This is a genomic window from Gilliamella sp. Choc6-1 (assembly GCF_001690385.1).
GTDB lineage: Bacteria > Pseudomonadota > Gammaproteobacteria > Enterobacterales > Orbaceae > Gilliamella > Gilliamella apicola_A.
In genome coordinates this window covers 31,166-57,283 of record NZ_LZHI01000037.1, presented here as the reverse complement: position 1 = coordinate 57,283, position 26,118 = coordinate 31,166, and the positions used below count along the sequence as shown (strand labels likewise).

Here is a 26,118-nt window from a genome sequence, read left to right as displayed (position 1 = left end):
CTCCCTAGTTAGGTTGAGTGAAATAATAACAATAGCAGTTATCACTATTTCAGCTTACAATATTATTGGCTATTTTAGTAGCAATTTTTATGAGGATTTAATCCATGAGTGAATCAATAGTTATCGCCAAAAGCAATGGTAAAGATCTATCTATTTTAGCTCCTTTCGCAAATCGCCATGGTTTGATCACCGGTGCAACAGGAACCGGTAAAACGGTTACTCTACAAAAAATGGCTGAAGGTTTTTCTCAAATTGGGGTGCCTGTTTTTATGGCCGATGTTAAAGGTGATTTAACCGGTTTGGGTGAAAACGGTATATTATCTGAAAAATTGCAAGCTCGGCTAGCAAATATGGGGGTTGACAACTGGCAATCCGATTCGTTTCCTGTTGAATTATGGGATGTGTTTGGCGAAAAGGGCATACCTGTTCGTAGCACTGTATCTGATATTGGTCCTATTTTATTAGGGCGCTTATTAAATTTAAATGATATCCAATCAGGGGTTTTACAGCTTGTATTTAAGGTTGCTGATGATAATGGTTTACTCTTGATTGATTTCAAAGATCTTCGTGCATTAATCCAATTTGTTGGCGATAATTCGAAAAGATTAACCACTCAGTATGGCAACATTTCATTATCATCAATTGGTGCAATCCAACGTGGTCTATTGGCGCTTGAAAATGATGGGGCAGAATATTTTTTAGGCGAGCCTAGATTTGACATTGAAGATCTGATGCAAGTTGATGATCAAGGTCGTGGAGCTGTGAATATTTTATCTGCCAATAAGTTATATAATTCGCCTAAATTATATTCTGTTTTTCTGTTATGGTTACTATCGGAATTGTTTGAACGTTTGCCTGAAACTGGGGATCTTGATAAACCAAAATTAATTTTCTTTTTTGATGAAGCACATTTGTTGTTCAATGATATTGCGCCTGCACTTTTAAATAAAATAGAACAAGTTGTTCGTTTAATTCGTTCTAAAGGCGTTGGAGTGTATTTTGCAACCCAAAATCCTACTGATATTCCAGATACAATATTAGGTCAATTAGGTAATCGCGTACAACATGCATTACGCGCTTTTACTCCTAAAGATCAAAAAGCCGTAAAAGTGGCTGCACAAACAATGCGAGCCAATCCAAGCTTCGATACTGAGAAAGCAATCATGGAATTAGGAGTAGGTGAAGCACTCGTATCGTTTTTAGATGAAAAGGGAAGCCCTAATATGGTTCAACTCGGTTATGTTATAGCCCCTTGTTCAAAAATGGGGATAATGTCATCTCAAAAACAATTCGATGTGATTCAGCAATCAAAATTTTATAATAAATATTCACATGCCATTGATCAACAATCCGCTTATGAAAAACTTCAAGATGGTTTTTCATTTGATAATTTAGCTGATTCAGATGTGAATAATTTTGATAAAAAAGAGACTAATAGCTCAACAAATCAAGAAAGTTATGGCGGAGTGTTCGGTTTTTTTAGCTCATTATTTTTTGGTCATAAAGGCACCAAAGGTAAATCATATGATGGTATTGCTCAAAAAATAGCTAAAAACACTACACGGCAAGTTGTAAATCAGATAAGCAAGCAAATCACCCGAGGTATTTTAGGGGGATTTAAACGATAAATTAACTTTTTTACCTTTGTTCATTTAGGATTTTAAAAACAAACTTAATTAATAAAAATAAGCAAAATAGGAGTATTTGCAATGCTTAAACTGTTTGTTAATTGGTATAATAGGCAATTGAGTAACCCGCATGTGGTTTCGCTATTGGTTGTTATTATCTTTATATTTTTCATTATTTATTTTTTTAATAAAATATTACTGCCTATATTAATTGCTATTGTGCTTTCTTATCTACTTGATACTCCAGTAAATTTTTTATATAGAAAAAACATTCCTCGAACGCTTGCTGTTGTCATTGTGTTGTTTTTATTTATTCTAGTTGTGCTTGCAGGAATTATGATTTTGCTGCCTTTAATTTGGCAGCAAAGTATTAGTTTGATTAAAAATATTCCACAGATGTTAGAGTTTTCCAATAATTTTTTAACTTCATTGCCAGAACACTATCCTGAGTTAATCGATGTCGGCTTATTTGATTCTATTATTCAGGGTATTACTAATAAAGTTGTGCAAACTGGAAATTCTTTATTGCAATTTTCAATCGTTTCTTTACTTGGGTTAGTTTCGGTGGTTATCAATGCGGTATTAATACCTGTTATGATGTTCTTTCTTCTAAAAGATAAAGCTAAAATATGGGGATATTGTTCAAAAATTTTACCTAAAAATCGTACTATTTTAAAACAAGTTGCGGCGGAAATGGATATGCAAATATCCAATTATATTGTAGGTAATGTTTTACATATCATCATTTTAACTGTGTGTGTTTATATTCCATTTGGGTATTTTGAGTTAGATTATGGATTATTACTTGCAGTGATCGTAGGCTTATCTGTTCTTATTCCTTATATTGGTATTATTATTTCAAGTATTCCTGTAGTTTTAATTGCGCTATTCCAGTGGGGATTAACTGCAAATTTTGGTTATTTAATTTTTTTCTATATTTTAATTCAAACATTAGATGGTAATTTGCTAGTTCCATTTTTATTTTCTGAAAAACTCAATCTTCATCCTTTAGTGATCATTTTAGCAGTCATTGTTTTTGGCGGTTTATGGGGTTTTTGGGGGATTTTCTTTGCAATTCCTCTTGCAACATTAGTGAAGGCAATTATTAATGCATGGCCTAAACCAAAAGAAATTAATAATTTTTAATTAAAGAAAAAAGCAGATTACTTAATAATAATCTGCTTTTACTCGAATCAATTTGATTGATTTTTAAGGTAATCTAAAACAATTTCATGATGATTACTTGTCTTAAAATTATCAAATACGTGTTCAATTTTTCCTTCTTTATCAATCAAAAAACTAATACGATGAATGCCATCGTAAGTTTTACCCATAAATTCTTTTTCACCCCAAACGCCAAAAGCTTGGGACATTTCATGATTTTCATCAGAGAGAAGGGTAAAGTTTAACAGCTCTTTTTCTGCAAAACGCGATAGCTTTTCAGGTTTGTCAGAACTAATACCAACTATTACTACATTATATTTTTTGAATTCATCAGCGCAATCTCGCAAATTACATGCTTGAATAGTACAACCGGGCGTCATTGCTTTTGGATAAAAATAAATCAATATCCGTTGACCCTTGAAATCTTTTGAGCTGATTAACTCTCCATCTTGGTCTGGCAACGAAAATTGAGGTGCTTTTTCACCTTGTTTTAGTGGATTAACCATAAATATATTACCCATGTTAATAGTTTAATATTTTAATCGCTTTTGATATTACTAACTTATATTACTAAAAAAACGTTTTGCTGCATCAATTGTGTGATTGATTTCGTTATCTGTATGCACCAGTGACATGAAGCCAGCTTCGAACGCTGAAGGGGCAAAATAAACCCCTTCAGTTAGCATATGATGATAGAATTTTTTGAATAATTCAATATTACAATTCATCACATCTTGGTAGCTGGTCACTTCTGAGGCATTTGTAAAGAATAATCCGAACATGGCTCCTGCGTGGTTTACTAAAAATGGAACATTGTATTGCTTAGCAGCAGATAATAATCCATTTACTAGTGTTACGGTTTTTTCTTCTAATTCTTGATAGATACCAACATCCATGAGTTTTGTTAATGTGGTATAACCTGCTGCCATAGCGACAGGATTTCCTGAAAGTGTACCAGCCTGATAAATTGGTCCTGTTGGGGCTAATTGTTGCATTATCTGAGTTCGACCACCAAATGCTCCAACTGGCATTCCGCCGCCAATAATTTTACCCAAACAAGTAAGATCAGGTACGACATCATAATAATCTTGCGCTCCACCAAGTGCAACTCTAAAGCCTGTCATGACTTCATCAATAATTAAAAGAGCACCATACTTATCACATAGCGCTCTTAAACCTTGTAAAAATTCTTTTTTTGCGGGAACACAGTTCATATTTCCTGCTACAGGTTCAACAATGATTGCAGCAATATCGTTAGGGTATTTTTCAAATTGTTTTTGAACTGATTCAAGATTATTATAATCACAAACTAAAGTGTGTTTTACAAAATCGTTTGGCACGCCTGGAGAAGTCGGATGACCCAAAGTCAGGGCGCCTGAGCCTGCTTTAACCAATAAGTAATCAGCATGCCCATGATAGCAACCCTCAAATTTAATAATTTTATCACGTCCAGTAAAGCCACGAGCAACTCTTATGGCACTCATTGTTGCTTCTGTTCCTGAATTAACCATACGTAACATTTCAATAGATGGCATAAGCTCAGTAACTAGATTAGCTACTTTGGTTTCAATTTCAGTTGGTGCGCCGAAACTTAATCCATTATGAACAGCATTAATTACTGCGTTAACAACATCAGGATCATTATGTCCTAAAATCATAGGTCCCCAAGATCCAACATAATCAATATAGGCTTTTTCATCAACATCATAAATATAAGCTCCATTTGCTCGTTTTATAAATAATGGAGTTCCGCCAACCCCGTTAAAAGCTCGTACAGGTGAATTAACACCGCCAGGTAATACTGATAATGCTTGGTTAAATAATTTTTCTGACTTTAATGAGTTTGTAAGCATGTTGTGATCCTTTGACAAAATTATGTGGTATTTATTCATAGAATTGAAAAAATTTCAAGGTAGCTATTAAAAAATTAAGCAATAGCATTTTTCATTTTGTAATTTCTTTTTTGAGCAGTATATAATACGTAAATCCAGATATTAGGAGAATAAAATGAGTGATGCTTTACCGATTAACTTTACAGATGCTGCTGCAAATAAAGTGAAATCATTAGTAACCGAAGAAGAAAATCCAAATTTAAAATTAAGAGTTTATATCACTGGTGGTGGCTGTAGTGGATTTCAGTATGGTTTTACATTTGATGAAAAAGTAAATGAAGACGATCTATCTATCGAAAAAAATGGTGTATCACTGGTAATCGATCCAATGAGCTTACAATATTTAGTTGGAGGTACCATTGATTATGTCGAAGGGTTACAAGGTTCTCGCTTTGTGGTAGACAACCCGAATGCAATTACAACTTGTGGTTGTGGTTCTTCATTTAGTGTTTAGTATTGTAAAAAGACTTAATAAATATCTATAATTACAGTAAATCATAAATTTACTGCTGAGTTTTTTTGTTTATATACATTTTTCATTACATGCTATTTAGAACATAAAATTGTAGCCTTTTTAGTATATAAATTTTGTGTTCTTACTTACTCATCAATGTCAATTTTGTATTAATTTTACTATTTAATGAAAAGTTGACATATAATTTTGATAAGACTATTTATTAGACCTAATAATTATAAATATTATTTTTATCTAATCTATTGTTATTTTAAACGGTTAAAAAGATAAAAAGTAATTAGCTTCTTGTTATAAAGGTCGCCTTAAAAAGGCGATAAAATTATCTTTATTCCATTATAATTTCAAAAACCATTTTATTTATACTAAGAAAAGTGGTTGATATACAAAGCAAAAATTTAAAATCAACTGAATATAATTTATTATAAAAATTCATTGCCACTTAATTGCAAATACAATCACTAGTTTAATCAAGATATACGTTTAAAATGTATTTTATTTTATGATAGCTTAATAAATCCACAAAAATGATAAACATTGAGCAATTAATCAATAATTTTAAATTTTTAGTTGACGTAGAAATTCAGATAGGTAAAATGCTCAGCATTCGAAACGCAATTATATTTTGTAATGTGTTTTGAGCCCGGGTGGTGAAATCGGTAGACACAAGGGATTTAAAATCCCTCGGCCTTTTTGGCCGTGCGAGTTCAAGTCTCGCCCCGGGCACCACTTACTTACCTATGCGGGAATAGCTCAGTTGGTAGAGCACGACCTTGCCAAGGTCGGGGTCGCGAGTTCGAACCTCGTTTCCCGCTCCAATCTAGTGTTTTTAGATGAAAATCAATATTTATTATTTCATGAGAATTAATAATTGTGTCTGACTTTTCTATTACAATATAGAATCCAATCATTAGGCTTATAGCATTAAAATTTGACCTAACACTTTGGTTGATAAGAATTTTGTTATTATTATTTTATTAACAATTGGTAAAAAATAAAAGTTGATTCAAATACTAGTGATAACCATTTTTCAATTTTAGTGTCTGAATATGACTAGCTAGTGTAATTTATCTGTTTCCCTTCCCATAAAGAACTATACAACTTTAAATGTACTTAATATGCTATCTAAAGTAGTTTCATAGTTTTTTAAGAGAAGGGCATAAAGTGACTTATTGTGTCGTTAGATTAGGTGATAATTTTGATGCTTGAAAAAAGGTATAACTAAGATCTACAAGGTCGTGAATGTAAAAAGGGTCTTCTTTTATTATATTTTTTGTTTCTTCAATCGAGTCACTCATTACTAAAATTATACCGCCTGTTTTATCTTCAAAAAGTCCAGAAGCTAAAAACTTACTGCGAGCGAAATAGTTATCTAAAAATTTATTATGTTCATCTAATTTTGCTAAAATCTCTTGCATTGGTTTTTTAAATGTAGCAGTTACAATTATCATTTGTTTTTCCTTATTTAATAAAATAAATTTAATGTAGTAGATCACGTATTTCAAAAAAATCACCAGATGTGATTTGTAAAGTTTCAATATTATTTAAAACATGAATCAATTCTTTAGCCCTTTGTTGTGAACTTACTAAATAACCATCATTTTTAGATAAGCGCTCAGCTAATTTTTTTAATTCTGGAAATTCATTTAGCTTTGGATTGTCTAAAGTTATTACACGAGAAACTGCTGAGTCAAAAATACATAGTCCAATTACAGCAAAAAATAAATGTGGGTTTTCTAATGCATATATTTTTATCATCATATTTAATGCTGCTTTAGATACCGCATAAACAGACATTCCTTGTCTCGGACGAACACCGGCAATTGAACTGGATATTATAATTTGTTCTAATGATAGCTGGTCATGATTTAGAAAAAAATCTAATAAAATCTTATAAGAAAATAAGTTAACTGACATAACATAATTAAAGTCATCAAAACTTAATTGATCTAACCGAGTAACTTTATTAAATAGACCTGCATTTAGGTATAAACGGTCAATTTTTTTAATTTGTTTTAGATTAGAAAATTCTTTCAAATGGCTAACTATAAATTCCGATTGTGATAAATCTATACAGTGATGATGGAAATGTTGATATTTTTCAAGCTCAGCACATTTACTTCGGGAAATACCATATACACTGTCTCCTTCTTTTAAATGATAAAGAGCTAGCTCACGACCTATTCCTGAGCTTACTCCAGAGATAAAGATATTTTTTTTCATAAAGTTTGTCTTTTAATTGAATTTACCTGAATTAAATCCACCATCAATAGGTAATATAACGCCTGTAGTATATGATGATTGTTGACTTAATAACCATAAAACACTATTAGCAACTTCGTCAGCTGTGCCAAACTTTTTCATTGCTGTAATTGATAATTTTCTTTCTGTCCGTTCAGGGTTCTTTCGCAAATTTTCCTCATTATTCATTCCTCCTAATATTGGTCCTGGAGCTACAGCATTAACTCGAATTGCATGTACATTATCATGATCAACGGCACACTCTATAGCAGCAACTTGTGTTAGCATATTAATGGCGGCTTTACTTACGGAATACGCAGCTTGCATTCGTAATGCTTGTAATCCTGCACAGGATGAAATATTTACTATAGCGCCACCTTTACTTTGAGAAATTAATTGGATTTCTCTTTTTAAGCAATGGGCTGTACCTGTTAAGTTGGTGTCAATAATTTTTTTCCATTGAATAATATCCAATTCGGAGATATTACTATAAGGGGCTGTGATACCAGCATTATTTACTGCAAAGTGTAAAACTTTATATTCGTTTTTAATATGATCAAAAGTATTATCAATGTCATTAGAGTTTGAAATATCACATTTAAAAAATTGGCAATGATCCTTTAATTTTTTGAGTTCAGGCTTGTCAATATTTCTTCCAAGAACAATAATATTTGCTTTTAATTCAATAAGTCTTTGTACTAAGCACAGACCTATACCATTTGTACCACCAACAACGATGATATTTTTGTCTTCAAAATCAATGTATTTCATTTTATTTACTCATATTTAGTTTGAGAATCTCTTAAATAATCAGGGTTAACACAGCAATAAACTCTGTCTAATTTTGGATTGCTTTTATCTTTAAAACAAAAACCATCAAATCTACAAGCGTTGATTTCTCTTTTTTCAAAAAATTTGGATAAAAGTTTTGGATCGGCAAATAATGCCCTTGCCATACCAATATAGTCAAGTTTGTATTTATGGAGTTGCTCTTCTGCATCCAATATTGAGTGAACTAGTCCTGTACATCCTACTGGAATTTTAGTTGTATAAGACTTAATTTTACTTGCGCCAGAGAAAATTCTATTTTTGCTGTTTTGATTATAACCACTTAAAAATTTGTAAAATGTTTCGCCTATACACATTGAGCATTCTATCCCATCAATGCCTAATTGTTCTAATTCATGTATTACTTCCTCTAAATATTCTGGTTTTTGCCCTTCTTCATTATCAAAATAATCATCAATGCCCAAACGAATAAAAATACTTAGGTTATATTTAGTTTTAACTTGAATAGCTTCAATGATTTTTATCAGTATAAGCGCTCTTTTTTTAGGGGTTCCACCATAGTCATCAGTTCTTTTATTTGTATAAGGCGATAAAAAACTACTAATTAGGTATCCATTAGCGGCTTGGATTTGAATAGCTTTACCACCAGCTTGTTGAACTAACCATGCAGAATGAGCAAATTCCTCAATGACATTTTCAATATCACTTATAGACATTTCTATAACTTTGTCTTCTGGGAATTTTTTTTTCATTTTTTGACTAAATTGCCCACTAGGGGATAATAGAGGGCAATTTGTGTGTTTTGATGAACCTTGTGCACCATAATGCTGGAGTTGTACTACCACTAATACATTTTTTTGATGGGCATATTCAAAAATTGGCTTTAGAGCTTGTGCATGTTTCCATTCATATAAAGCTAGCCCTCTTTCATGTAAGCGGGAGGATGGTGACACCGTTGAATTGCCAATTATAATCATCCCAACGCCGCCATCGATAATTTTTTTATAAAAATTGATCAATTCTTCGGAACATTCGCCAGTGGGTTTTGCTAAGTCTAGTCCTATCGATGATAAAAATAATCTATTCTTAATCGATATTCCATTTTCAAAATGTAAAGGTGATAATAGAATTAAATCATTCATGTATTTTTTATCCCAGTTTTTAAATGTTTAGTTCATCAAACATAGGTTTATGATAAAAACAAGTATTTATTATATTATTCAATGTTAGTAACTGAGATTTAGATAAATCGTCAAATATCAAATAGTGCCAATTACTGTTTGTTTCTACTGTTGTGTGTTGTTTTATTGAGAACTCATGTTTATTCAATAAAATTACACTAGAAATATTTGCATTATCATCTTTATCACTTTCTATTGTGATCCCTGTTAATGATAAGTATATTATTTTTTTATTCGATTCTTGGCCATTATTGCTAAATACTTTTATTGACATGTCCTTATCGAAAGGATAAAAATTATGTGTTTTAGCATAGTGTTCATTTCTTAATCTAGGAAAAATACTCATGGGAATAACTGCACAATTTAAGGAGAAAGTTCCTTTAAGTTTACCTTTTTGATAAAACCATGCTTTCTTTTCAAGAATTTTAGGTTTTACCCTACGAACATAATCTTTTTGAGAAAAAAGTATCTCTAGTGGATAAGATGACACAACATAGTCTAAAAAATTTACTCCAAGACTTGTCATTGAGATAGAGACCTCTTTGTATTTATGCCCTGTTGTTGAGTAAACGTAATCATATCCAGCTTGTCTTGCTGCTTCTAATAACATCATTCCAGGAACATGTTCATGGAATTTTTTGTAAAAATATTGGTTTTTTGTATTATTAAATAAGAAATAAGAATAAATAGGGGCTGTGTTTTGTATGTTAGAAATTGCTCTTTTATCATCATCATTAATTGGAGGAATATTGGATAATAATCTACTTCTAATAATTTCCTCTAGATGTAGAGGCATATAAGCACTAATTAATTCTAAAGTGTTATCATCTAGTGGTTTATAAAACTCAGCTATATGTATATCAGAAAGAATAGTACAAGCTACATCTTTTGATATCTCTATTGGTAATGTTCTAAGAGTATAAATATGTTGTTTATTAGATTTACAGCGTTTATAAACAGATTTAAGAAGATGTTCATGCTCTGGATTAGAGAGTATTAAATCGTTAAAATCATCTTCTTTAATCATATTTAATAGTACAATACTAGGTTCATAAATAAGTACATCTTCTACTTCTGATTTATGAACTATGTACGAATCAACAAGTGCTTTTTTATCCATTTTTTATTCCTTCTGTTTAATATTAAGATTTTCGAACAATTTACTTACAATATATGGATGCATGATAGAAACAGGCAACATATATAATTTTCCAACAAGATTGTGATTTTTAACTGATGTAATTAAATATAACTTATTATGATAATCATTAGCGTTGATAATACGAATATGCACACAAACATCTAGATGCCAGTCTCTTACTACCAACGTTAATATATTTTCTTCTTTTTCAATGACTGTAAAAAAGTGGACTTTATTTCCTATATCGGGTTCGTTTTTGTCTAATACATTGAACCCGTTAATGGATTTAATTCCAACTATTTTTCCTAAAAAATCTCTAATGTTAAACAGTAACTCAATCCATTTAGGTTGATAACTCGTTATTTTTTTATAAGCATCATATGCTGAAATTTTTTTAGAAATATATAAGCTTTGATAGCTTAAATAATCAACTTCTTCTGCTATAAGAGTTATATTGTTTAATAAAGCATTGAGTTTTTTAATAGAACCCTTTTGCTTGGCATTCATAAGCTAATTTAATCAATTTTTTATATTGTTTATCTTTAGGAATATATTCTGAAAATATATGTTCTTTGTAATCTTTAAAAATATCATCCAATTTGGACGTTTCTTTAATAAAGTTTGAACCATAAATAAAAAATGGGTAAGTATATATACCACCAACATATTCAATTGTTATCTGTAAATGTCTTAATAACTCATTAATAGAAAAACCTACAACACCTCCAGGAGTATATACTTCTTTTGTTCCACCAATAGATGCTATGACACTAAATTGTTTATTAATGAGCTTAGTTCCTAAATCTGTTCCTTTTCTACCATAAGCAAAACCCGGAAGAAAAATTTCATCAATCCATTTTTTTAATATTGCAGGGTAGGAATACCAATATAATGGAAATTGAAAAATAATGCGTTCGGAGTTTAATAGATAAGATTGCTCTTCTTCTACATTGAACTGATTATTTACACAGGATTTTGAAATATCACGAATTATCAAATTTTCTGAAGCGAAAGGAGTTAATTTCTGTATTAAAGCTTTATTAACAACTGATTCATTTAAATTTGGATGTGCAAGTAAAATTAATGTTTTTTTCATACTCTAGTTCCTTATATAAAAAAGATTATCTTTACATGCTATCATGGTGTTTAAAAAATATCAATACAGCAGTAATTTTCCAGTTAATATTATTTATTATTTTGAAAAATAAGAAGTTATTAAAGGTGCTTTTAATGTCAAAGATTTAAAAATGATCTATAGTGTGAGTGATGTGCTTAAGCGGTTGATTGCTAAATTCAGGGTAAGTTGCATGCTAAAAAGTTATGATAAAATTTAGTTTTATTAAATTAGGTAAGTAAAACATGGTCAATTAAGCTATATGCAAATGTAACTATCTCCTAAATAGTACATTTTCAAAGTCAAAAATTTTCTCCATTAACCCACATAGAGTTTACATAATAAAAAATGACAGAGCACCAATCGTATTTATTTTAAAAGATTCTTTTGCAGGCATTTCAGTCTAAGAGCTTTGCTGTTTATGCTGAATGTATGATTCAAATTTAGCTGCTGTGCATAATATGTTTAACTTAAATTACTAAATTTAGGTTGTTGTTTTGGAGTTCAGTCCTTTTACTGACAAGCATTTACTCTAGGTCTTTTCTAATTGTTTTTACTATATATGAAAACTTAGCTATTAGTGTAACCATAATGTATTTACCCTAAGAATTGAGACTTAAAAGGCAATCTCAAGGTAAATTGTAAAAAAGCATTCAAGTGATAGGTGACTTTAATAGTGTGGCACTAGGCTTGATATTGTAGTCAGTTGTCCGTTAGTAGGATAATCTGGCTCAATATCATGGTTATTTACCCAAAATACGGATAGGTAATAAACCAAATTTATAGAAAAACTTTCACTAGCTAGGAAAAAATTTATGTTATGGTTACTATATCATCCTTTATAGTCCATATCAAAGTGGCTATACCAAATGATTTAACCCTACTTATTAACAACTAGGAGCCAGGGCTGGTTATCGAAGAATAGTTAATTATTTATAATTTTGAAGAACTTTATAGGGCATTAAATAATTTAATCCTAATTTTCTATGATTGTTTTTAAATCAATAAAGCTTAATCTGCTTTTCTTTTTTTATTTAAACATGTATTTTATTTATATGTTTACAAGAATGGAAAAAGAGGAGATATTATGTTCTGTATTCAGTGTGAGCAAACAATAATAAAATCAAATAATAAAGGCTGTAATTATGCAAAAGGTATGTGTGGTAAAACAGCAGAAGTTTCTGATTTGCAAGATGTTTTAGTAGCTAGTTTACAAAAGATTTCGTATTGGGCCACGCTTTGTCGTAGGTATAACATTGTGGATAGAGAGATTGATAGGTGGTCGTTTCAAACTTTTTTTGCGACATTAACTAATGTCAATTTTGATGCGCAGCGGATGCTAGAATATCTTGAGCAAGCTAATATACATTGCCAAAAGTTAGCACATTGCGCTAAAAGTGCTGCGCTTAAAGTAAATGATATTTTACCAGCATTAAGTTATGCAGCTAAGCTTAATTATCCAGATGCAAAAGAGGATCTATTAGCGTTTGCTAGCCAAGTCAAGTTGAATCGAGAGCAAGAACAAGTTGGTGATGATGTAATAGGGCTTCGTTTATTAGCTTTATATGGCTTGAAAGGCGCGGCAGCTTATATGGAACACGCTGCGGTATTAGGTCAATTTAATGATGAAGTTTATTCAGAATATCATCATATCATGAACATTCTTGGCGATAATCCAACTGATGTAGATAAGCTTTTTGAACTTTCAATGCAGATTGGGCAATTAAATTATAAAGTTATGTCGATGCTTGATATGGGAGAAACAACTGAATTTGGTCATCCTGTCCCAACTAAAGTAAATACTAAGCCAATTGCAGGCAAATGTATTTTAGTTTCTGGACATGATTTTCATGATTTACGTTTGATTTTAGAACAAACGCAAGGAAAGGGCATTAATGTTTATACTCATGGAGAAATGTTACCCGCTCATGCTTACCCAGAATTAAAAAAATATACTCATTTAGTCGGAAATTATGGTAGCGCTTGGCAAAATCAGCAAGTTGAATTTGCTAATTTTCCCGGGGCAATTGTTATGACGTCAAATTGTATTATAAACCCTTTTACAAACGGATATGCGGATCGCATTTTTACTCGTAATATGGTTGGTTGGCCTGGGGTTGCTCATATTCAGACTGATGATTTTAGTCCTGTTATTGATTGTGCACTTAATCAATCAGGTTTCAATTATACTGAAATTGAACATTATATAACTGTTGGTTTTGCAAGAAATACATTAATGAATGTTGCGCCTACAGTTGTTGAACAAGTAAAAGCTGGAAATATTAAGCATTTCTTTTTAATTGGGGGATGTGATGGTAGCAAAAGTGAACGTCATTATTATACCGAAATGGCAAACCAAGTACCTAAAGATAGTGTTATTTTAACTTTAGGTTGTGGTAAATATCGCTTTAATATGCAAAATTTTGGTGATATTAATGGCATTCCTCGTTTACTTGATATTGGGCAATGTAATGATGCTTATTCGGCAATTCAATTAGCGCTTGCATTGGTTGAAGCTTTTGAGTGTAGCGTTAATGAACTTCCATTAACATTGGTTCTATCATGGTTTGAGCAGAAAGCAATTGTCATTTTGCTCACTTTACTATCATTGGGTATTAAAGGAATTTATGTAGGGCCTTCAATTCCCGAATTTTTAACAGATAACTTATTGAGCATATTGCAAAATAAGTTTGATTTACGTATTACGGCAGATTCAACCAGTGATTTAAATCAAATATTAACTTTTAATGCGGCTTAAAATAAATGGATTTATGCTATTATCTGCTTTTCGATGCAGATAATAGTGTTTATGGGAACAGATTATTCTAAACTAGAATAGGTCAAATAAGAATATTAATAGATTGTATAATATAGGAGATTTAGTGCAATTATCAAATTTTACTGATTATAGCATACGTGTACTTATTTATTTGTCAGCTTTAACTGAAGGTGAAATGACAAATATTACTGAGGTAAGTAAATATTATAATATATCTAAAAATCATTTGGTTAAAGTTGTCTATAAACTAGGTAAGTTAGGTTATATTGAAACAAAACAAGGAAAGTATGGCGGTATAAAATTAAAAATGCATGGGAGTCAAATTAATGTAGGGAAAGTTATTAGGCAGATTGAACCGCTAGAACTACTTGATTGTAGCGTTTCAGCATGTAATATTAGCCCAGTTTGTCTTTTAAAAAGATATTTATGGGATGCAAAAGAGGCATTTTTAAAAGAATTAGAACAATATACAATTGATGATTTAATTAACGACAAGACAAAATTAATTAGCCTATCATAATTTTATTTGGTTTTAACTAGATAATAACCTATTCCTGAACAGTTTTATTAGTAACTGCCAGGTTAGGTTAAAAGTGATTAAGCACACGCATTAGACAATCTAATTAAATAAAACGATCAAATAAAAATATATGAACAATTAGCAATATAAGTTTATACTTATAAAGTTATATTAATCGGTTATTAATTTTTTTGCTGGGCTTTATCATAAGGATAAATAAATAATTTATTATCAAACCATTCCGCGCAGAAAATATCCTCTATCTTTTCATATCCTTGTTTATGAATTTCTTGTTTAACCCAATCTTCATCTTTTTGGATCTGATTGAGGTTATCATGGCTTATTCCTCCATTTTCAATAATTAGAACCGCAATATCTTTCTCACCTTTCTTGATAATTGTTAATGATCCATTTAATTCATACCAAACTTGCTTTAATTGTTCGAATGATGAAATACCTTGTATATTAACTAAAGTTTCAAAGTCTCGTACAGGTAAATTGGCTTTGATAAAATTATCGGTTATTAATTTTCCATTTTTGACCAGCTGAATAGGCGCACCATCAATTGCATCTCTTAAACGAGAATTTTTGGATTTGATGAATCTGATTATAACCAATAAACCGGCCCAAATTGCTACAAGAGCAGCTGCTTCCCATGCAGAGACGGTTGGGCTTAACAATGCTCCCCCAACCAAAGCACCAATTACCATACTACCAACTTGATCTAACTGAGACATAGGTGCTATTTGGCTTTTGCCTGATAATTTCACATAAATAAGTAAGATAACTAATGCTAATAAAAATTTTGGTGCCATTTCTAATAAATACATTCACTACCTCCTAGTTAATATTTTTATTTATCTGCATGCTGTTACTGTAGTAGTAAGTTGAAGCATTAACTTCAGAATATTTAGTAACTTTTGTTAACAATATGTATGAGTTTTAGTTTAGCGTGAATCATTGATTTATTATAACTTTATTAATAAAAGATATTAATATTTCGAAAATTGGAAACTGTATTATACGCTATATATCTAGATTGGAAAATCGACAATATAAGTCTTATTTGTATATAGCTATTTAATATAGTCTGTATAAACCATGCATAGTTAATAATCATCAACTTTTATTCACTGCTTTTTTATAAAGTGTAAATTAACGAAATCTAATCTTGATTTTTGTTTAATCACAGTTTATATATATTAATGATAAGTAAGGTGCTTATCGCTAATATAAAATTATTGGAGGAGCTTATAATGGTACAAAAATTTGCTTCGTACGGTAGTGATGTTTCAGCGGGTACTTATAAATGTGCAGATTGTGGTTATATTTATTCAAATCAAAGTAAAAAATCCTTACCACCTTGCCCAGATCATAATAAAAAACCACATATTAAGAATGGTTGGTATATTGTTACAGGACAAGGTGATTCAGCTAAAGACCCTCATCCAGATAAAAAATAATCTTAATTTTTTCAGTGGATAATAGATATACTTGCATTTTGATTATTTTGTAAAAAATAAAACGGAGCGTTACTTTTATTTTGAACTGGAATATTTAGTTTGTAATCAGGTTGAGTAACGCTTTAGTTACTGAAAGTTAAATTACATATAATAAAGTTAAAGTTAAAACGGTAAGACTGCTAATTTTTAATATGTTAGTTATTAATGAAATTAGAGTTTTAATTCTATAAATTGATACAATTTTGTAAATTATGGAAGAGTAATTAATTTAGCAAATATATGGTGTTGTTACCTAAGCTGGCTGTCTTTACTGCCCCGACGATTATATAAGACTGCTGCCTTTGCTATTTGCTTATCAATTTCTTGTTGACAGGTGAAGCAAAACTGGACACCAGGCAATACATGCCTTCTTGCTTCAGGGATGATTTCACCACATTCAATACAAAAATTAGCACTATTAACACCTTGTTTTAATTGGCGTCTAGCATTTTCGATAGCGTCAGAAATTGTACCTTCTATTTGTTGATTTACGGCATCATCTGATGCCCAGCCATTAGCCATAATGTAACCCCTATGATAGTAACGTAGCTTTTTAGATATGGTTTTTTAAATCTTTTTCAAGCCATGGTTTGGCTATTATTAATTTGTATGAATGTTAATGTAAGTTGAATGATAATATATCGATGTAATCAACATATCTATTTTGTATTATTTAGCGGAGATAGTTATGCAACAATATGAACAAGCAACATTTGCTGGTGGTTGTTTTTGGTGTATGGTTAAACCATTTGATCAGTATGATGGTGTTATTCGTGTTATTTCGGGGTACACTGGAGGACATGTTGCTAATCCTACTTATCAACAAGTTTGTCAGGGAAATACAGGGCATACTGAAGCTATTCAAATAACTTTTGATCCATCTAAAATAAGTTATCAAAAATTACTTGATGTTTTTTGGCAACAGATAGATCCTACAGATAAAAGAGGACAATTTGCCGATCGTGGCGATTCTTATCGTCCGGCTATTTTTTATCATAATAAATCTCAACACCAACAAGCATTAATATCTTTGCGTGCACTTGAAGCAAGTAATCGATTTGCTAATCCAATAACAGTGGATATTGAGCCCGCTGTTGAATTTTACTCAGCAGAAGATTATCATCAAGACTATTATAAAAAGCAACCTGAACACTATAATCGTTATTATCAATTATCAGGCCGAGCTCATTTTATATCGACGCACTGGCAGGACAAAAATTCATCTAAGGTAAATAAATAATGCAAAATTATCCACAATATTCTGTAAAACAAAAATGGATTCATTGGTTATCAGCGATATGTGTTTTAATGACTTTTTTACTGATAGCATTTAAAGGAAGCATGTCATATTATTTGGGGGGAATGCCTAATATTTATTTACTACATAAATCTTTTGGGATAGTTATCGTGGTATTAACCGTATGGCGAATACTTGTCGTAAAATTCGAAAGTTCTCCGAATCTATTATCTAATGATAATAGATTACTAAAAATATTGTCAAAATCAGTCCAAGGATTTATTTACATTTTTCTTTTAATTGTCCCTATTTCAGGATATTTGATGAGTAGCCGTGACTTTAATGTATTTGGTGTTATTTCAATTCCTGCAATTGGTATGCCTAATAAGTTTTATACATTTTTTTACAATACTCATATTTTAACCTCTTTTATTTTTATGATTTTATTGCTTTTGCATATTATAGGTGCAATGTATCACTACTTTTTTCTTAAAGATAAAGTTCTACAATCAATGTTATAAACTTGATATTTTGCCGTTTTAATTATCTTAATAATTTAAAGGGTTTTACTGATTATGAATAAATTAATGAAAGAAAAAGTACTTTCAACGTTAACGCCTATGCAATATCATGTAACGCAGCATAATGGAACTGAACCACCATTTGATAATGAGTTCAACGACAATTATCAAGAAGGGCTTTATGTTGATATCGTTTCTGGTGAACCATTGTTTACTTCATTAGATAAATTTGATTCAGGGTGTGGTTGGCCTAGTTTCGCTAAACCTATTGGTAAACACTCTATTGTTGAAAAAAAAGATAATAGCTATGGAATGCATCGTATTGAAGTTCGCTCAGTAACTTCTGATTCCCATCTTGGTCATGTTTTTCATGATGGACCAAAAACATTAGGTGGATTACGCTACTGTATAAACTCAGCAGCGTTACGCTTTATACCTAAAGATGATCTTAAAGCAGAAGGATATGGGCAATATTTAAAACTTTTTAAGAAAGCTTAGCTAATTAAAACACCCTATTATTTAGTATGAATAATAGGGCTTAGAAAAAAGGTCTTCAATTATTTATGTTTATTTGTTCATTTATAAAATAAAAATGAATTTTGGGGTTTTTCATACCTAACTTGCAGTATTTAACAATTCGTACGAGTTAATTCTTTTTTTTAAATAAAACATAACAAATCATTAAAAATACAATGCTAGTTAATAATGAGCCAATTAATGGATAAAGTCCAATTACAATACTTATTTGTGCAAGGAGATTGTCTGTAATATAGAATAGAAAACCAAAACTTATACCGGTAATGACTCTAACACCCATAGATACGCTGCGCAGAGGTCCAAATATAAAAGATAATGCTAGTAGCATCATTACTGCTACAGATATTGGTTTAATTATTTTTTTCCAGAAAAGTAAATCGTAATATTTTGTATCTTGCCCTGAATTATGTAAATATTTGGAGTATTGATAAAGACCACTAGCAGAAAGTGAATCAGGATCAAATGCAACTATGCTTAATTTATCTGGTGTGATATTGGTACGCCACTTCATAAGTACTAAATTGGTACCAGTTATTTGTTTTGGGTTTGTTAGATCATTTTTTTCAACCTGAGCCAACGTCCATTCATTATTAGAATATACGCCATAATCAGCATGTGTGATTGAAAGTAATTTGTTATTTTCGACTGTGTAAATAAAAATATGTGATATAGAATTATCATTATTGATGCGGCCTATATAGATGTAGTTATTTCCATCTCTTGCCCACAAACTTCCTTTCTCTGCCATTAATGAATTACCATAAAGTTTTTCAGAGCGCATATTTCGAGCAGCTTGTTCCGTTACAGGGGCAACCCATTCACCAATTGCCATGGTAATCACAACCAATGGAATAGCTGTTTTCATCACTGCTTTAGCAATTTTAAATCGACTGAATCCAGATGTTTCCATAACAATAAGTTCACTGCGAGATGCCAGTAAACCTAATCCAATTAATGCACCTAATAATCCAGCCATAGGGAAAAATGTTTCTAAATCTTTGGGCGCCATTAAGGTGGTATAAATTCCTACAGCAAATGCATCATAGTCGCCCTTTATTTTTCGAAGCTGATCAATAAAACGAATGATTCCTGATAAGCTAATTAGTAAAAAAAGTGATAACCCAATGGTACTTAATATTGTTTTACCAATATAGCGATCTAAAATCGAAAACACAATTTTCCCCTTTATGATGCTAAATATTTAAGACGAAGTTTACGTATAAACAAGTTATCCCAGCAATTTAAAAATAACGCAATAATAAAATATACTGTATTAATGATATAAAACCAAGGTTCTGGATTTATATGTCCTTTTCCTGCACTTCCTTTTATTGAACTCGATAGTAAAAAATAGATCAAATAAAGTAGTAAAGCAGGGAGTATTTGGGTAAGCCTTCCTTGTCTCGGATTTGAAACACTTAAAGGAATTACAAGAAAAGCCATTAAAGGTACTGAAATCATCAGCGTTAATCGCCAATAAAATTCTGCTTTAGTTTTTGATGATCGGATATTGTATAAGTCAAATAGTCCAAGTTGCTGGGCATCTAATTTTTCTTCATCGTCATAATTCTCTAATTCTTTGGGTTTTATTATGCCTAAATAATTATGGAAGTTTGATATCCGAAAATCTTTTAATTGTGTAGTACCTTCGTAACGATTAGCATTTTCTAATGTGATTGTTTGGTTACCGTCTTTATCACTTCCTGTTTTACCTTTATTCGCTACAATTATTGATGGTCTTAAATTATTTTTAGGATTAGTTTGTACAATGAAAATCTTTTCAAGATTGTTATTATTAACATTTCCTATATAGATTACGGAATTACCGTCAGGTGTTTGTTGAAACTGTCCTTCTAATAAACCTGTTAAACTTGGATTAATTTTTGCATTTTCAATTAATTGCCCTTGTTTGACGTTAGACCATGGTCCAAACCAAAGTGTATTTATCATTGTTAATATACAAGTAAAAATGCAAAGTAAAAAAACAACTTGATAGGCGATATTTTTTTTCACTCCACATGCATGCATGGCAACCATTTCACTATCAGAGTAAAGTCGCCCAAAAGTAACTAATACACTTAAAAAAAGACTTAGCGGTAAAATAAGATCTGCTATATTAGAAATACCCAAGACGAGCAATGGCATAATTAAATCACGAGGTATATTCCCTTCAATGGCGCTCGATAGAATTTTAATTAGCTTTTGAGAAAAGAAAATTAATAGTAAGATGAAAAGAATTGCACCTTGAGTTTTCAATGTCTCTTTAACTAAATATCGTCGAATTATCACATTTAACCTATCTGCAAAATTAATGTTTTATAAAATTGAACTATTATAAACTGAATTAATCGGTTTAGTTATCTTTTTTGTTGCTATCCCATAATGAATCGATAGAATATCAGTATTTATCCCATATTTTACAAGAGAAGTTTTATGAAATTTTTAATTAAAAACAGTGATATTATAACCAAACTAAAAAATGAATGTTTAGTTATTTCAATAAGTTCAGAAAAAGAACAATCAGCTTTTGTAAAAGATTTAGATCAATTTACTAAGGGAATGATAACTCAATTAATCAAATCAGGTGATATAAGTGGTGAATTAGGACAAACAACTTTGCTATATCCATACATGAATAATTTAAGGCAAAAGATATTATTTGTAGGTTGTGGTAAATTCAAGGAATTTGATTTAAGCAAATCTAAAAAATTGATACAAACGGTTATTAATGAAGTGATTGCCAAAAAAATTAAAACTATTTCCTGGGATCTTTTAACCATTAATTCATCAATAAGTGATGAGGTAGCTAAGCAACTTCCACAAATTGTAAGCGAGATAACTTATCGCTTTGATGAATTTAAATCAAATAAAACAATTGGATTAAGTTTAAATAACATTGCTTTATTATATAACGATCCAAAATTAGTTGATACTGTAAGTAATAATTTGGCGCAGGGTCAAATTATTGCAAACGCTGTTGAATCGACTAAAACTTTAGCTAATATGCCTTCAAATATTTGCAATGCTCAATATTTGGCAGATCAAGGTAAGCAACTTGGAAAACGTCACTCTTCTTTAAAAGTTTCTTGTTTAGGGGAAAAAGAGCTAACTAAACTCAATATGAATGCTTATTTAGCTGTCGGACGTGGTTCACAGAATGAATCAATTATGACAGTTATTGAATACAAAGGTGCCAAAGAAAAAAATGCTCAACCTTATGTATTAGTTGGCAAAGGATTAACCTTTGATTCTGGTGGAATCTCAATTAAGCCTTCTGCAAGCATGGATGAAATGAAGTATGATATGTGTGGTGCAGCAACAGTGTATGGGGTTATGAAAGCTGTCGCCGAATTAGAGTTACCTATTAATGTAGTCGGAATTATGGCCGGGTGCGAAAATATGCCAAATGGTAATGCTTATAGACCAGGTGATATTTTAACGACAATGTCTGGCATAACCGTTGAGGTCATTAATACTGATGCCGAAGGTCGTTTAGTTTTATGTGATGTGTTGACTTATGTTGAACGTTACAATCCTAAAATTGTGATTGATATAGCTACGTTAACAGGAGCCTGCATTGTTGCACTTGGTCACCATTATACTGGAGTAATGGGTAACAATGAAAAATTAGTTGCACAGCTAATTTTATCATCGAATAAGGCGGGCGATAAAGCATGGGCGTTACCGATAGATAATGATTTTCAAGAACAAATTAAATCAAGTTGTGCTGATATTGTTAATGCAGGGGGCCGTGATGGTGGTACGATAACCGCTGCTTGTTTCCTATCACGGTTTACAGAAAAATATCCGTGGGCTCATTTAGACATTGCAGGCACAGCTTGGCAATCAGGAGCAAAAAAGGGGGCTACTGGGCGCCCAGTTGCAATGTTGATTCAATATTTACTTGAAAGTAATTAGCGAGCTTACATTCTATGAAAAAAGTGATTTTCTACCTATTAGAAAACCAGACGGAAGCGAGTGAATTAGGCATGTTATTTTATGAAAAACTCGCTTGTGAAAAAATTGTTGAGGCTTGGCAAAACAAATTGCGAGTATTGGTTGCTTGTCAAGATCAAACTCAAGCAGAACGAATAGATGAATATCTTTGGCAATTAGATACTGAAAATTTTGTTCCACATAATTTAGCTGGTGAAGGCATGAAAGGAGGCTCCCCAATAGAAATTAGTTGGCCGGCGAGGCGTAGTAGTGGTACTCGTCAATTATTAATTAATTTACAAGAGCAATTTCCTGAATTTGCAGGTGTTTATCGTGACATAATAGATTTTGTACCCGTTAATGAACGATTGAAATTGCTAGCTAGAATTAGATATATGTCTTATAAAGACGCAGGTTTTAACCTTAAAACTATTCCTACTTTATGTAGATAGGTTTAAAAATTATCAATAAAATTTTAGACAAAAGTTTTTTTAAAAGGGATCAAATGTATCTAGTTTATTGTTCTGCCAATTTATTGTTTTTCTATTTTACTGTAGAATAGGAAGTATTTTTATGCCCTAAATCAGGATTTATGCATTAATTATGAAAAATACGACTTATAATCCACACGAAATTGAACAACCTATTTATAAACATTGGGAAGAAAGTGGTTATTTCAAACCCAATGGCGATAAATCTCAGCCAAGTTACTGTATTGCTATTCCTCCGCCGAATGTAACTGGTAGTTTACATATGGGGCATGCTTTCCAACAAACAATTATGGATGCCTTGATTCGTTATCATCGTATGCAGGGGCATAATACCCTTTGGCAATCCGGAACCGATCATGCGGGTATTGCAACGCAAATGGTAGTAGAGCGTAAAATTGGCGCAGAAGAAAACAAAACTCGCCATGATTATGGTCGAGATGCTTTTATTGACAAGATTTGGCAATGGAAAGCTGAATCAGGTGGTAGCATCACAAAACAGATGCGTCGTTTAGGGGATTCGGTCGATTGGGATCGTGAACGATTCACAATGGATGAAGGTTTATCAAACGCAGTAAAAGAAGTTTTTGTTCGACTATATCAAGAAAACCTCATCTATCGCGGCAAACGTTTAGTTAATTGGGATCCTAAATTACGTACGGCGATCTCAGATCTAGAGGTTGAAAACCGAGAAGTTAAAGGCTCAATGTGGCATTTGCGTTATCCATTAGCTGATGGAGTCAAAACAGCCGAGGGTAAAGATTATTTAGTTGTTGCAACCACTCGTCCTGAAACCTTATTTGGCGATACTGGAGTTGCGGTTAATCCTGAAGATCCACGCTATAAAGATCTGATTGGTCAATTTGTAATATTGCCATTTGTGAATCGCCGGATTCCAATTGTTGGTGATGAACATGCCGATATGACCAAAGGTACAGGGTGCGTAAAAATCACCCCTGCACACGATTTTAATGATTACGAAGTTGGGCGACGTCATCAATTACCGATGATCAACATATTTACTTTTGATGGTGATATTCGTCAGCAAGCTGAAGTGTTTGATACTAATGGTGAACCAAGTGATGCTTATGAACCCACTATTCCAGAGCAATTTCAAAACCTAGAACGTTTTGCTGCTCGTAAAGCTGTGGTTTTTGCATGTGAATCACTTGGTATTTTAGAAAAGATTGAACCTCATGATTTAACTGTCCCTTATGGTGATCGTGGTGGTGTTGTGATCGAACCTATGCTAACAGATCAATGGTATGTACGTGCAAAAGTACTTGCAGAGCCTGCGATCGATGCTGTAAAAAATGGTGATATCCAATTTGTACCAAAACAGTATGAAAACATGTATTTTTCTTGGATGAATGATATTCAAGATTGGTGTATTTCACGTCAATTATGGTGGGGGCATCGTATTCCTGCTTGGTATGATAAACAAGGTAATGTTTATGTTGGTCGTGACGAAGCTGAGGTACGACGTGAAAATAATTTGTCGAACGATATTGAGTTAGAGCAAGATGAAGATGTACTTGATACTTGGTTTTCATCTGCACTTTGGACATTCTCAACGTTAGGTTGGCCGGAAAATACTGACGAATTAGCCACGTTCCATCCAACGAATGTACTAGTGACCGGCTTTGATATCATTTTCTTCTGGGTTGCCCGAATGATCATGATGACCATGCATTTTATTAAAGATGAGCAAGGTAAACCACAAGTTCCTTTTAAAACAGTGTATGTTACAGGCTTAATTCGTGATGAAGAAGGACAAAAAATGTCAAAATCTAAAGGTAACGTGATTGATCCTTTAGATATGATTGATGGTATTTCATTGCACACATTATTAGAAAAACGTACTGGCAATATGATGCAACCTCAATTAGCTGAAAAAATTGCTAAACGAACTCAAAAGCAGTTTCCTAATGGTATTGAAGCTCATGGTACTGATGCATTGCGTTTCACGTTAGCTGCCTTAGCATCAACAGGACGAGATATTAATTGGGATCTAAAACGATTAGAAGGATATCGAAACTTTTGTAACAAACTTTGGAATGCTAGCCGTTATGTATTAATAAATACAGAAGGGCATGATTGTGGGTTTAATGGGGGAGATTTTGATTACTCTTTAGCAGATAAATGGATCTTAGCTGAATTTAATCAAACCGTTCAATCTTATCGTGAAGCATTTGATACCTATCGATTTGATTTAGCCGCAAATATTTTATATGAATTTACTTGGAACCAATTTTGTGACTGGTATTTAGAACTAACCAAATCGATTTTAGCCAATGGCGAACAATCACAGCAACGTGCAGCTCGTCATACATTAGTGACAGTATTAGAGGCGCTATTACGCTTAGCTCATCCAATTATTCCATTTATTACGGAAGAAATTTGGCAAAATGTAAAAGGATTAATGCACATAACTGCTGACACTATTATGTTACAGCCAATGCCTGTTTTTGATAAACAACATGTAAATGACGAAGCGGTAGCAGATATTAATTGGATAAAAGATGTGGTAATTGCAGTGCGAAATATTCGTGCAGAAATGAATATTGCACCAAGTAAGCCATTACAATTACTAATTAGAAAGGCCTCGCCAACGGTACATAGAATTATTAGTGATAATATCAACTTTATTGAATCACTAGCAAGATTATCCGAAATTGTTTTACTTGATGAAGGTGAAGCAGGGCCATTATCTGTCACTAAACTGGTGGATGGTGCTGAATTGCTTATTCCAATGGCTGGATTAATTAATAAAGAAAACGAACTTGCGCGTTTAGAAAAAGAGATCGAACGCATCAATAGCGAAATTTCTCGTATTGAAAACAAATTATCTAACGCAAGCTTTGTTGATAAAGCACCGGCTGCAGTAGTAGCGAAAGAGAAAGAAAAACAACAAGGTTATATTGACGATAAAGCCAAACTGCAAGAGCAGTATACTGCAATAAAAAATCTATAATT

General features: G+C 31.9%; 25 protein-coding genes and 2 tRNA genes. 14 read left to right on the top strand and 13 right to left on the bottom strand.

Annotation, left to right across the window (positions count from 1 at the left end; genetic code table 11):
- The first annotated feature begins 104 nt into the window (after positions 1-104).
- Together A9G36_RS05410 and A9G36_RS05405 are read left to right on the top strand one after the other, a co-directional pair.
- Positions 105-1,628, top strand: a complete 1,524-nt coding sequence (locus A9G36_RS05410; RefSeq protein ID WP_065585478.1) for a helicase HerA-like domain-containing protein — start codon at positions 105-107, stop codon at positions 1,626-1,628.
- Between the two features lie 81 nt (positions 1,629-1,709).
- Positions 1,710-2,774: an AI-2E family transporter gene (locus A9G36_RS05405; RefSeq protein WP_034945954.1), complete on the top strand. Its 1,065-nt coding sequence runs from the start codon at positions 1,710-1,712 to the stop codon at positions 2,772-2,774.
- A gap of 47 nt (positions 2,775-2,821) precedes the next feature.
- Here the strand turns inward: A9G36_RS05405 and bcp are convergent, their stop codons facing one another.
- Positions 2,822-3,298, bottom strand: a complete 477-nt coding sequence (bcp, locus tag A9G36_RS05400) for a thioredoxin-dependent thiol peroxidase (protein ID WP_065568540.1) — start codon at positions 3,296-3,298, stop codon at positions 2,822-2,824.
- Positions 3,299-3,349: 51 nt separating this feature from the next.
- Positions 3,350-4,645: a glutamate-1-semialdehyde 2,1-aminomutase gene (gene hemL / locus A9G36_RS05395; RefSeq protein WP_065585477.1), complete on the bottom strand. Its 1,296-nt coding sequence runs from the start codon at positions 4,643-4,645 to the stop codon at positions 3,350-3,352.
- 154 nt (positions 4,646-4,799) lie between these two features.
- Here hemL and erpA point away from each other — a divergent pair, with 154 nt between their 5' ends.
- From erpA to A9G36_RS05380, 3 genes are all read left to right on the top strand, one after another.
- Positions 4,800-5,138, top strand: a complete 339-nt coding sequence (gene erpA, locus A9G36_RS05390; RefSeq protein WP_034945944.1) for an iron-sulfur cluster insertion protein ErpA — start codon at positions 4,800-4,802, stop codon at positions 5,136-5,138.
- A 659-nt stretch (positions 5,139-5,797) separates the two neighbouring features.
- Positions 5,798-5,885, top strand: a tRNA-Leu gene (locus A9G36_RS05385).
- A gap of 13 nt (positions 5,886-5,898) precedes the next feature.
- Positions 5,899-5,974, top strand: a tRNA-Gly gene (locus A9G36_RS05380).
- Positions 5,975-6,325: 351 nt separating this feature from the next.
- On the opposite strand, the gene A9G36_RS05375 is transcribed toward A9G36_RS05380, so the two are convergent.
- Genes A9G36_RS05375 through A9G36_RS05345 form a run of 7 tightly spaced genes read right to left on the bottom strand, consistent with a single transcriptional unit; the run spans position 6,326 to position 11,604 of the window.
- A complete protein-coding gene (locus A9G36_RS05375; RefSeq protein ID WP_034945941.1) occupies positions 6,326-6,607 on the bottom strand; it encodes a YciI family protein in 282 nt (93 codons plus the stop codon).
- Positions 6,608-6,635: 28 nt separating this feature from the next.
- Positions 6,636-7,379, bottom strand: coding sequence for an SDR family NAD(P)-dependent oxidoreductase (locus tag A9G36_RS05370; RefSeq protein ID WP_051825228.1), 744 nt, complete (start codon positions 7,377-7,379; stop codon positions 6,636-6,638).
- A 12-nt stretch (positions 7,380-7,391) separates the two neighbouring features.
- Positions 7,392-8,168 (bottom strand): SDR family NAD(P)-dependent oxidoreductase, encoded by a 777-nt coding sequence (locus tag A9G36_RS05365; protein WP_051825226.1) that lies wholly within the window; start codon positions 8,166-8,168, stop codon positions 7,392-7,394.
- Between the two features lie 5 nt (positions 8,169-8,173).
- Complete coding sequence (locus tag A9G36_RS05360; protein ID WP_034945938.1) at positions 8,174-9,328, bottom strand: NADH:flavin oxidoreductase; 1,155 nt, start codon at positions 9,326-9,328, stop codon at positions 8,174-8,176.
- Positions 9,329-9,347: 19 nt separating this feature from the next.
- Complete coding sequence (locus tag A9G36_RS05355; RefSeq protein ID WP_065568530.1) at positions 9,348-10,487, bottom strand: AfsA-related hotdog domain-containing protein; 1,140 nt, start codon at positions 10,485-10,487, stop codon at positions 9,348-9,350.
- Positions 10,488-10,490: 3 nt separating this feature from the next.
- On the bottom strand, positions 10,491-11,015 hold the full coding sequence (locus A9G36_RS05350) for a DUF2867 domain-containing protein (RefSeq protein WP_034945932.1): 525 nt from the start codon (positions 11,013-11,015) through the stop codon (positions 10,491-10,493).
- Positions 10,987-11,604: an NAD(P)H-dependent oxidoreductase gene (locus A9G36_RS05345; protein WP_051825224.1), complete on the bottom strand. Its 618-nt coding sequence runs from the start codon at positions 11,602-11,604 to the stop codon at positions 10,987-10,989. Before A9G36_RS05345 ends, A9G36_RS05350 begins: the two co-directional genes overlap by 29 nt.
- Before the next feature lie 1,105 nt (positions 11,605-12,709).
- Between A9G36_RS05345 and hcp the strand changes: the two genes are divergently transcribed.
- Both hcp and A9G36_RS05335 read left to right on the top strand, forming a co-directional pair.
- Positions 12,710-14,380 carry a hydroxylamine reductase gene (gene hcp / locus A9G36_RS05340; RefSeq protein WP_065568529.1) on the top strand — a complete coding sequence of 557 codons (1,671 nt, stop codon included), beginning with the start codon at positions 12,710-12,712 and terminating at the stop codon, positions 14,378-14,380.
- Positions 14,381-14,504: 124 nt separating this feature from the next.
- Positions 14,505-14,921, top strand: coding sequence for an Rrf2 family transcriptional regulator (locus A9G36_RS05335; protein WP_034945926.1), 417 nt, complete (start codon positions 14,505-14,507; stop codon positions 14,919-14,921).
- 182 nt (positions 14,922-15,103) lie between these two features.
- On the opposite strand, the gene A9G36_RS05330 is transcribed toward A9G36_RS05335, so the two are convergent.
- On the bottom strand, positions 15,104-15,751 hold the full coding sequence (locus A9G36_RS05330) for a DUF421 domain-containing protein (RefSeq protein WP_065568528.1): 648 nt from the start codon (positions 15,749-15,751) through the stop codon (positions 15,104-15,106).
- Positions 15,752-16,177: 426 nt separating this feature from the next.
- On the opposite strand from A9G36_RS05330, the gene A9G36_RS05325 reads away from it, so the two are divergent.
- The gene (locus A9G36_RS05325) at positions 16,178-16,384 is read left to right on the top strand and encodes a hypothetical protein (RefSeq protein WP_034945920.1); all 207 of its coding nucleotides are present in this window, start codon (positions 16,178-16,180) and stop codon (positions 16,382-16,384) included.
- Positions 16,385-16,672: 288 nt separating this feature from the next.
- Here the strand turns inward: A9G36_RS05325 and A9G36_RS05320 are convergent, their stop codons facing one another.
- The gene (locus A9G36_RS05320) at positions 16,673-16,945 is read right to left on the bottom strand and encodes a DksA/TraR family C4-type zinc finger protein (protein WP_034945916.1); all 273 of its coding nucleotides are present in this window, start codon (positions 16,943-16,945) and stop codon (positions 16,673-16,675) included.
- A 166-nt stretch (positions 16,946-17,111) separates the two neighbouring features.
- Between A9G36_RS05320 and msrA the strand changes: the two genes are divergently transcribed.
- From msrA to msrB, 3 genes are read left to right on the top strand one after another with little or no spacing between them, the layout of a single operon-like run.
- Positions 17,112-17,663, top strand: coding sequence for a peptide-methionine (S)-S-oxide reductase MsrA (gene msrA, locus A9G36_RS05315; protein WP_034945913.1), 552 nt, complete (start codon positions 17,112-17,114; stop codon positions 17,661-17,663).
- Positions 17,663-18,181, top strand: coding sequence for a cytochrome b (locus tag A9G36_RS05310; protein ID WP_065585476.1), 519 nt, complete (start codon positions 17,663-17,665; stop codon positions 18,179-18,181). The genes msrA and A9G36_RS05310 overlap by 1 nt, the downstream gene beginning before the upstream one ends.
- Before the next feature lie 54 nt (positions 18,182-18,235).
- Complete coding sequence (gene msrB, locus A9G36_RS05305) at positions 18,236-18,679, top strand: peptide-methionine (R)-S-oxide reductase MsrB (RefSeq protein WP_034945905.1); 444 nt, start codon at positions 18,236-18,238, stop codon at positions 18,677-18,679.
- Between the two features lie 148 nt (positions 18,680-18,827).
- Here the strand turns inward: msrB and lptG are convergent, their stop codons facing one another.
- Both lptG and lptF read right to left on the bottom strand, forming a co-directional pair.
- A complete protein-coding gene (gene lptG / locus A9G36_RS05300) occupies positions 18,828-19,892 on the bottom strand; it encodes an LPS export ABC transporter permease LptG (RefSeq protein ID WP_034945902.1) in 1,065 nt (354 codons plus the stop codon).
- Between the two features lie 11 nt (positions 19,893-19,903).
- Positions 19,904-21,007, bottom strand: coding sequence for an LPS export ABC transporter permease LptF (gene lptF / locus A9G36_RS05295; RefSeq protein ID WP_065568526.1), 1,104 nt, complete (start codon positions 21,005-21,007; stop codon positions 19,904-19,906).
- Positions 21,008-21,151: 144 nt separating this feature from the next.
- Between lptF and A9G36_RS05290 the strand changes: the two genes are divergently transcribed.
- The 3 genes from A9G36_RS05290 (at position 21,152) to A9G36_RS05280 (ending at position 26,116) form a co-directional block, all read left to right on the top strand.
- Positions 21,152-22,636 carry a leucyl aminopeptidase gene (locus tag A9G36_RS05290; RefSeq protein ID WP_065568525.1) on the top strand — a complete coding sequence of 495 codons (1,485 nt, stop codon included), beginning with the start codon at positions 21,152-21,154 and terminating at the stop codon, positions 22,634-22,636.
- 14 nt (positions 22,637-22,650) lie between these two features.
- The gene (locus A9G36_RS05285; RefSeq protein ID WP_034945893.1) at positions 22,651-23,106 is read left to right on the top strand and encodes a DNA polymerase III subunit chi; all 456 of its coding nucleotides are present in this window, start codon (positions 22,651-22,653) and stop codon (positions 23,104-23,106) included.
- 151 nt (positions 23,107-23,257) lie between these two features.
- Positions 23,258-26,116: a valine--tRNA ligase gene (locus A9G36_RS05280; RefSeq protein ID WP_065585475.1), complete on the top strand. Its 2,859-nt coding sequence runs from the start codon at positions 23,258-23,260 to the stop codon at positions 26,114-26,116.
- The last annotated feature ends 2 nt before the right edge of the window (positions 26,117-26,118 follow it).

What these genes read in the sequence shown, in the direction of transcription:
- A9G36_RS05410 (WP_065585478.1), top strand. Translation starts at nt 105, where the DNA reads ATGAGTGAATCAATAGTTATCGCCAAAAGCAATGGTAAAGATCTATCT.
- A9G36_RS05405 (WP_034945954.1), top strand. Translation starts at nt 1,710, where the DNA reads ATGCTTAAACTGTTTGTTAATTGGTATAATAGGCAATTGAGTAACCCG.
- bcp (WP_065568540.1), bottom strand. Translation starts at nt 3,298, where the DNA reads ATGGTTAATCCACTAAAACAAGGTGAAAAAGCACCTCAATTTTCGTTG.
- hemL (WP_065585477.1), bottom strand. Translation starts at nt 4,645, where the DNA reads ATGCTTACAAACTCATTAAAGTCAGAAAAATTATTTAACCAAGCATTA.
- erpA (WP_034945944.1), top strand. Translation starts at nt 4,800, where the DNA reads ATGAGTGATGCTTTACCGATTAACTTTACAGATGCTGCTGCAAATAAA.
- A9G36_RS05375 (WP_034945941.1), bottom strand. Translation starts at nt 6,607, where the DNA reads ATGATAATTGTAACTGCTACATTTAAAAAACCAATGCAAGAGATTTTA.
- A9G36_RS05370 (WP_051825228.1), bottom strand. Translation starts at nt 7,379, where the DNA reads ATGAAAAAAAATATCTTTATCTCTGGAGTAAGCTCAGGAATAGGTCGT.
- A9G36_RS05365 (WP_051825226.1), bottom strand. Translation starts at nt 8,168, where the DNA reads ATGAAATACATTGATTTTGAAGACAAAAATATCATCGTTGTTGGTGGT.
- A9G36_RS05360 (WP_034945938.1), bottom strand. Translation starts at nt 9,328, where the DNA reads ATGAATGATTTAATTCTATTATCACCTTTACATTTTGAAAATGGAATA.
- A9G36_RS05355 (WP_065568530.1), bottom strand. Translation starts at nt 10,487, where the DNA reads ATGGATAAAAAAGCACTTGTTGATTCGTACATAGTTCATAAATCAGAA.
- A9G36_RS05350 (WP_034945932.1), bottom strand. Translation starts at nt 11,015, where the DNA reads ATGAATGCCAAGCAAAAGGGTTCTATTAAAAAACTCAATGCTTTATTA.
- A9G36_RS05345 (WP_051825224.1), bottom strand. Translation starts at nt 11,604, where the DNA reads ATGAAAAAAACATTAATTTTACTTGCACATCCAAATTTAAATGAATCA.
- hcp (WP_065568529.1), top strand. Translation starts at nt 12,710, where the DNA reads ATGTTCTGTATTCAGTGTGAGCAAACAATAATAAAATCAAATAATAAA.
- A9G36_RS05330 (WP_065568528.1), bottom strand. Translation starts at nt 15,751, where the DNA reads ATGTATTTATTAGAAATGGCACCAAAATTTTTATTAGCATTAGTTATC.
- A9G36_RS05325 (WP_034945920.1), top strand. Translation starts at nt 16,178, where the DNA reads ATGGTACAAAAATTTGCTTCGTACGGTAGTGATGTTTCAGCGGGTACT.
- A9G36_RS05320 (WP_034945916.1), bottom strand. Translation starts at nt 16,945, where the DNA reads ATGGCTAATGGCTGGGCATCAGATGATGCCGTAAATCAACAAATAGAA.
- msrA (WP_034945913.1), top strand. Translation starts at nt 17,112, where the DNA reads ATGCAACAATATGAACAAGCAACATTTGCTGGTGGTTGTTTTTGGTGT.
- A9G36_RS05310 (WP_065585476.1), top strand. Translation starts at nt 17,663, where the DNA reads ATGCAAAATTATCCACAATATTCTGTAAAACAAAAATGGATTCATTGG.
- msrB (WP_034945905.1), top strand. Translation starts at nt 18,236, where the DNA reads ATGAATAAATTAATGAAAGAAAAAGTACTTTCAACGTTAACGCCTATG.
- A9G36_RS05290 (WP_065568525.1), top strand. Translation starts at nt 21,152, where the DNA reads ATGAAATTTTTAATTAAAAACAGTGATATTATAACCAAACTAAAAAAT.
- A9G36_RS05285 (WP_034945893.1), top strand. Translation starts at nt 22,651, where the DNA reads ATGAAAAAAGTGATTTTCTACCTATTAGAAAACCAGACGGAAGCGAGT.
- A9G36_RS05280 (WP_065585475.1), top strand. Translation starts at nt 23,258, where the DNA reads ATGAAAAATACGACTTATAATCCACACGAAATTGAACAACCTATTTAT.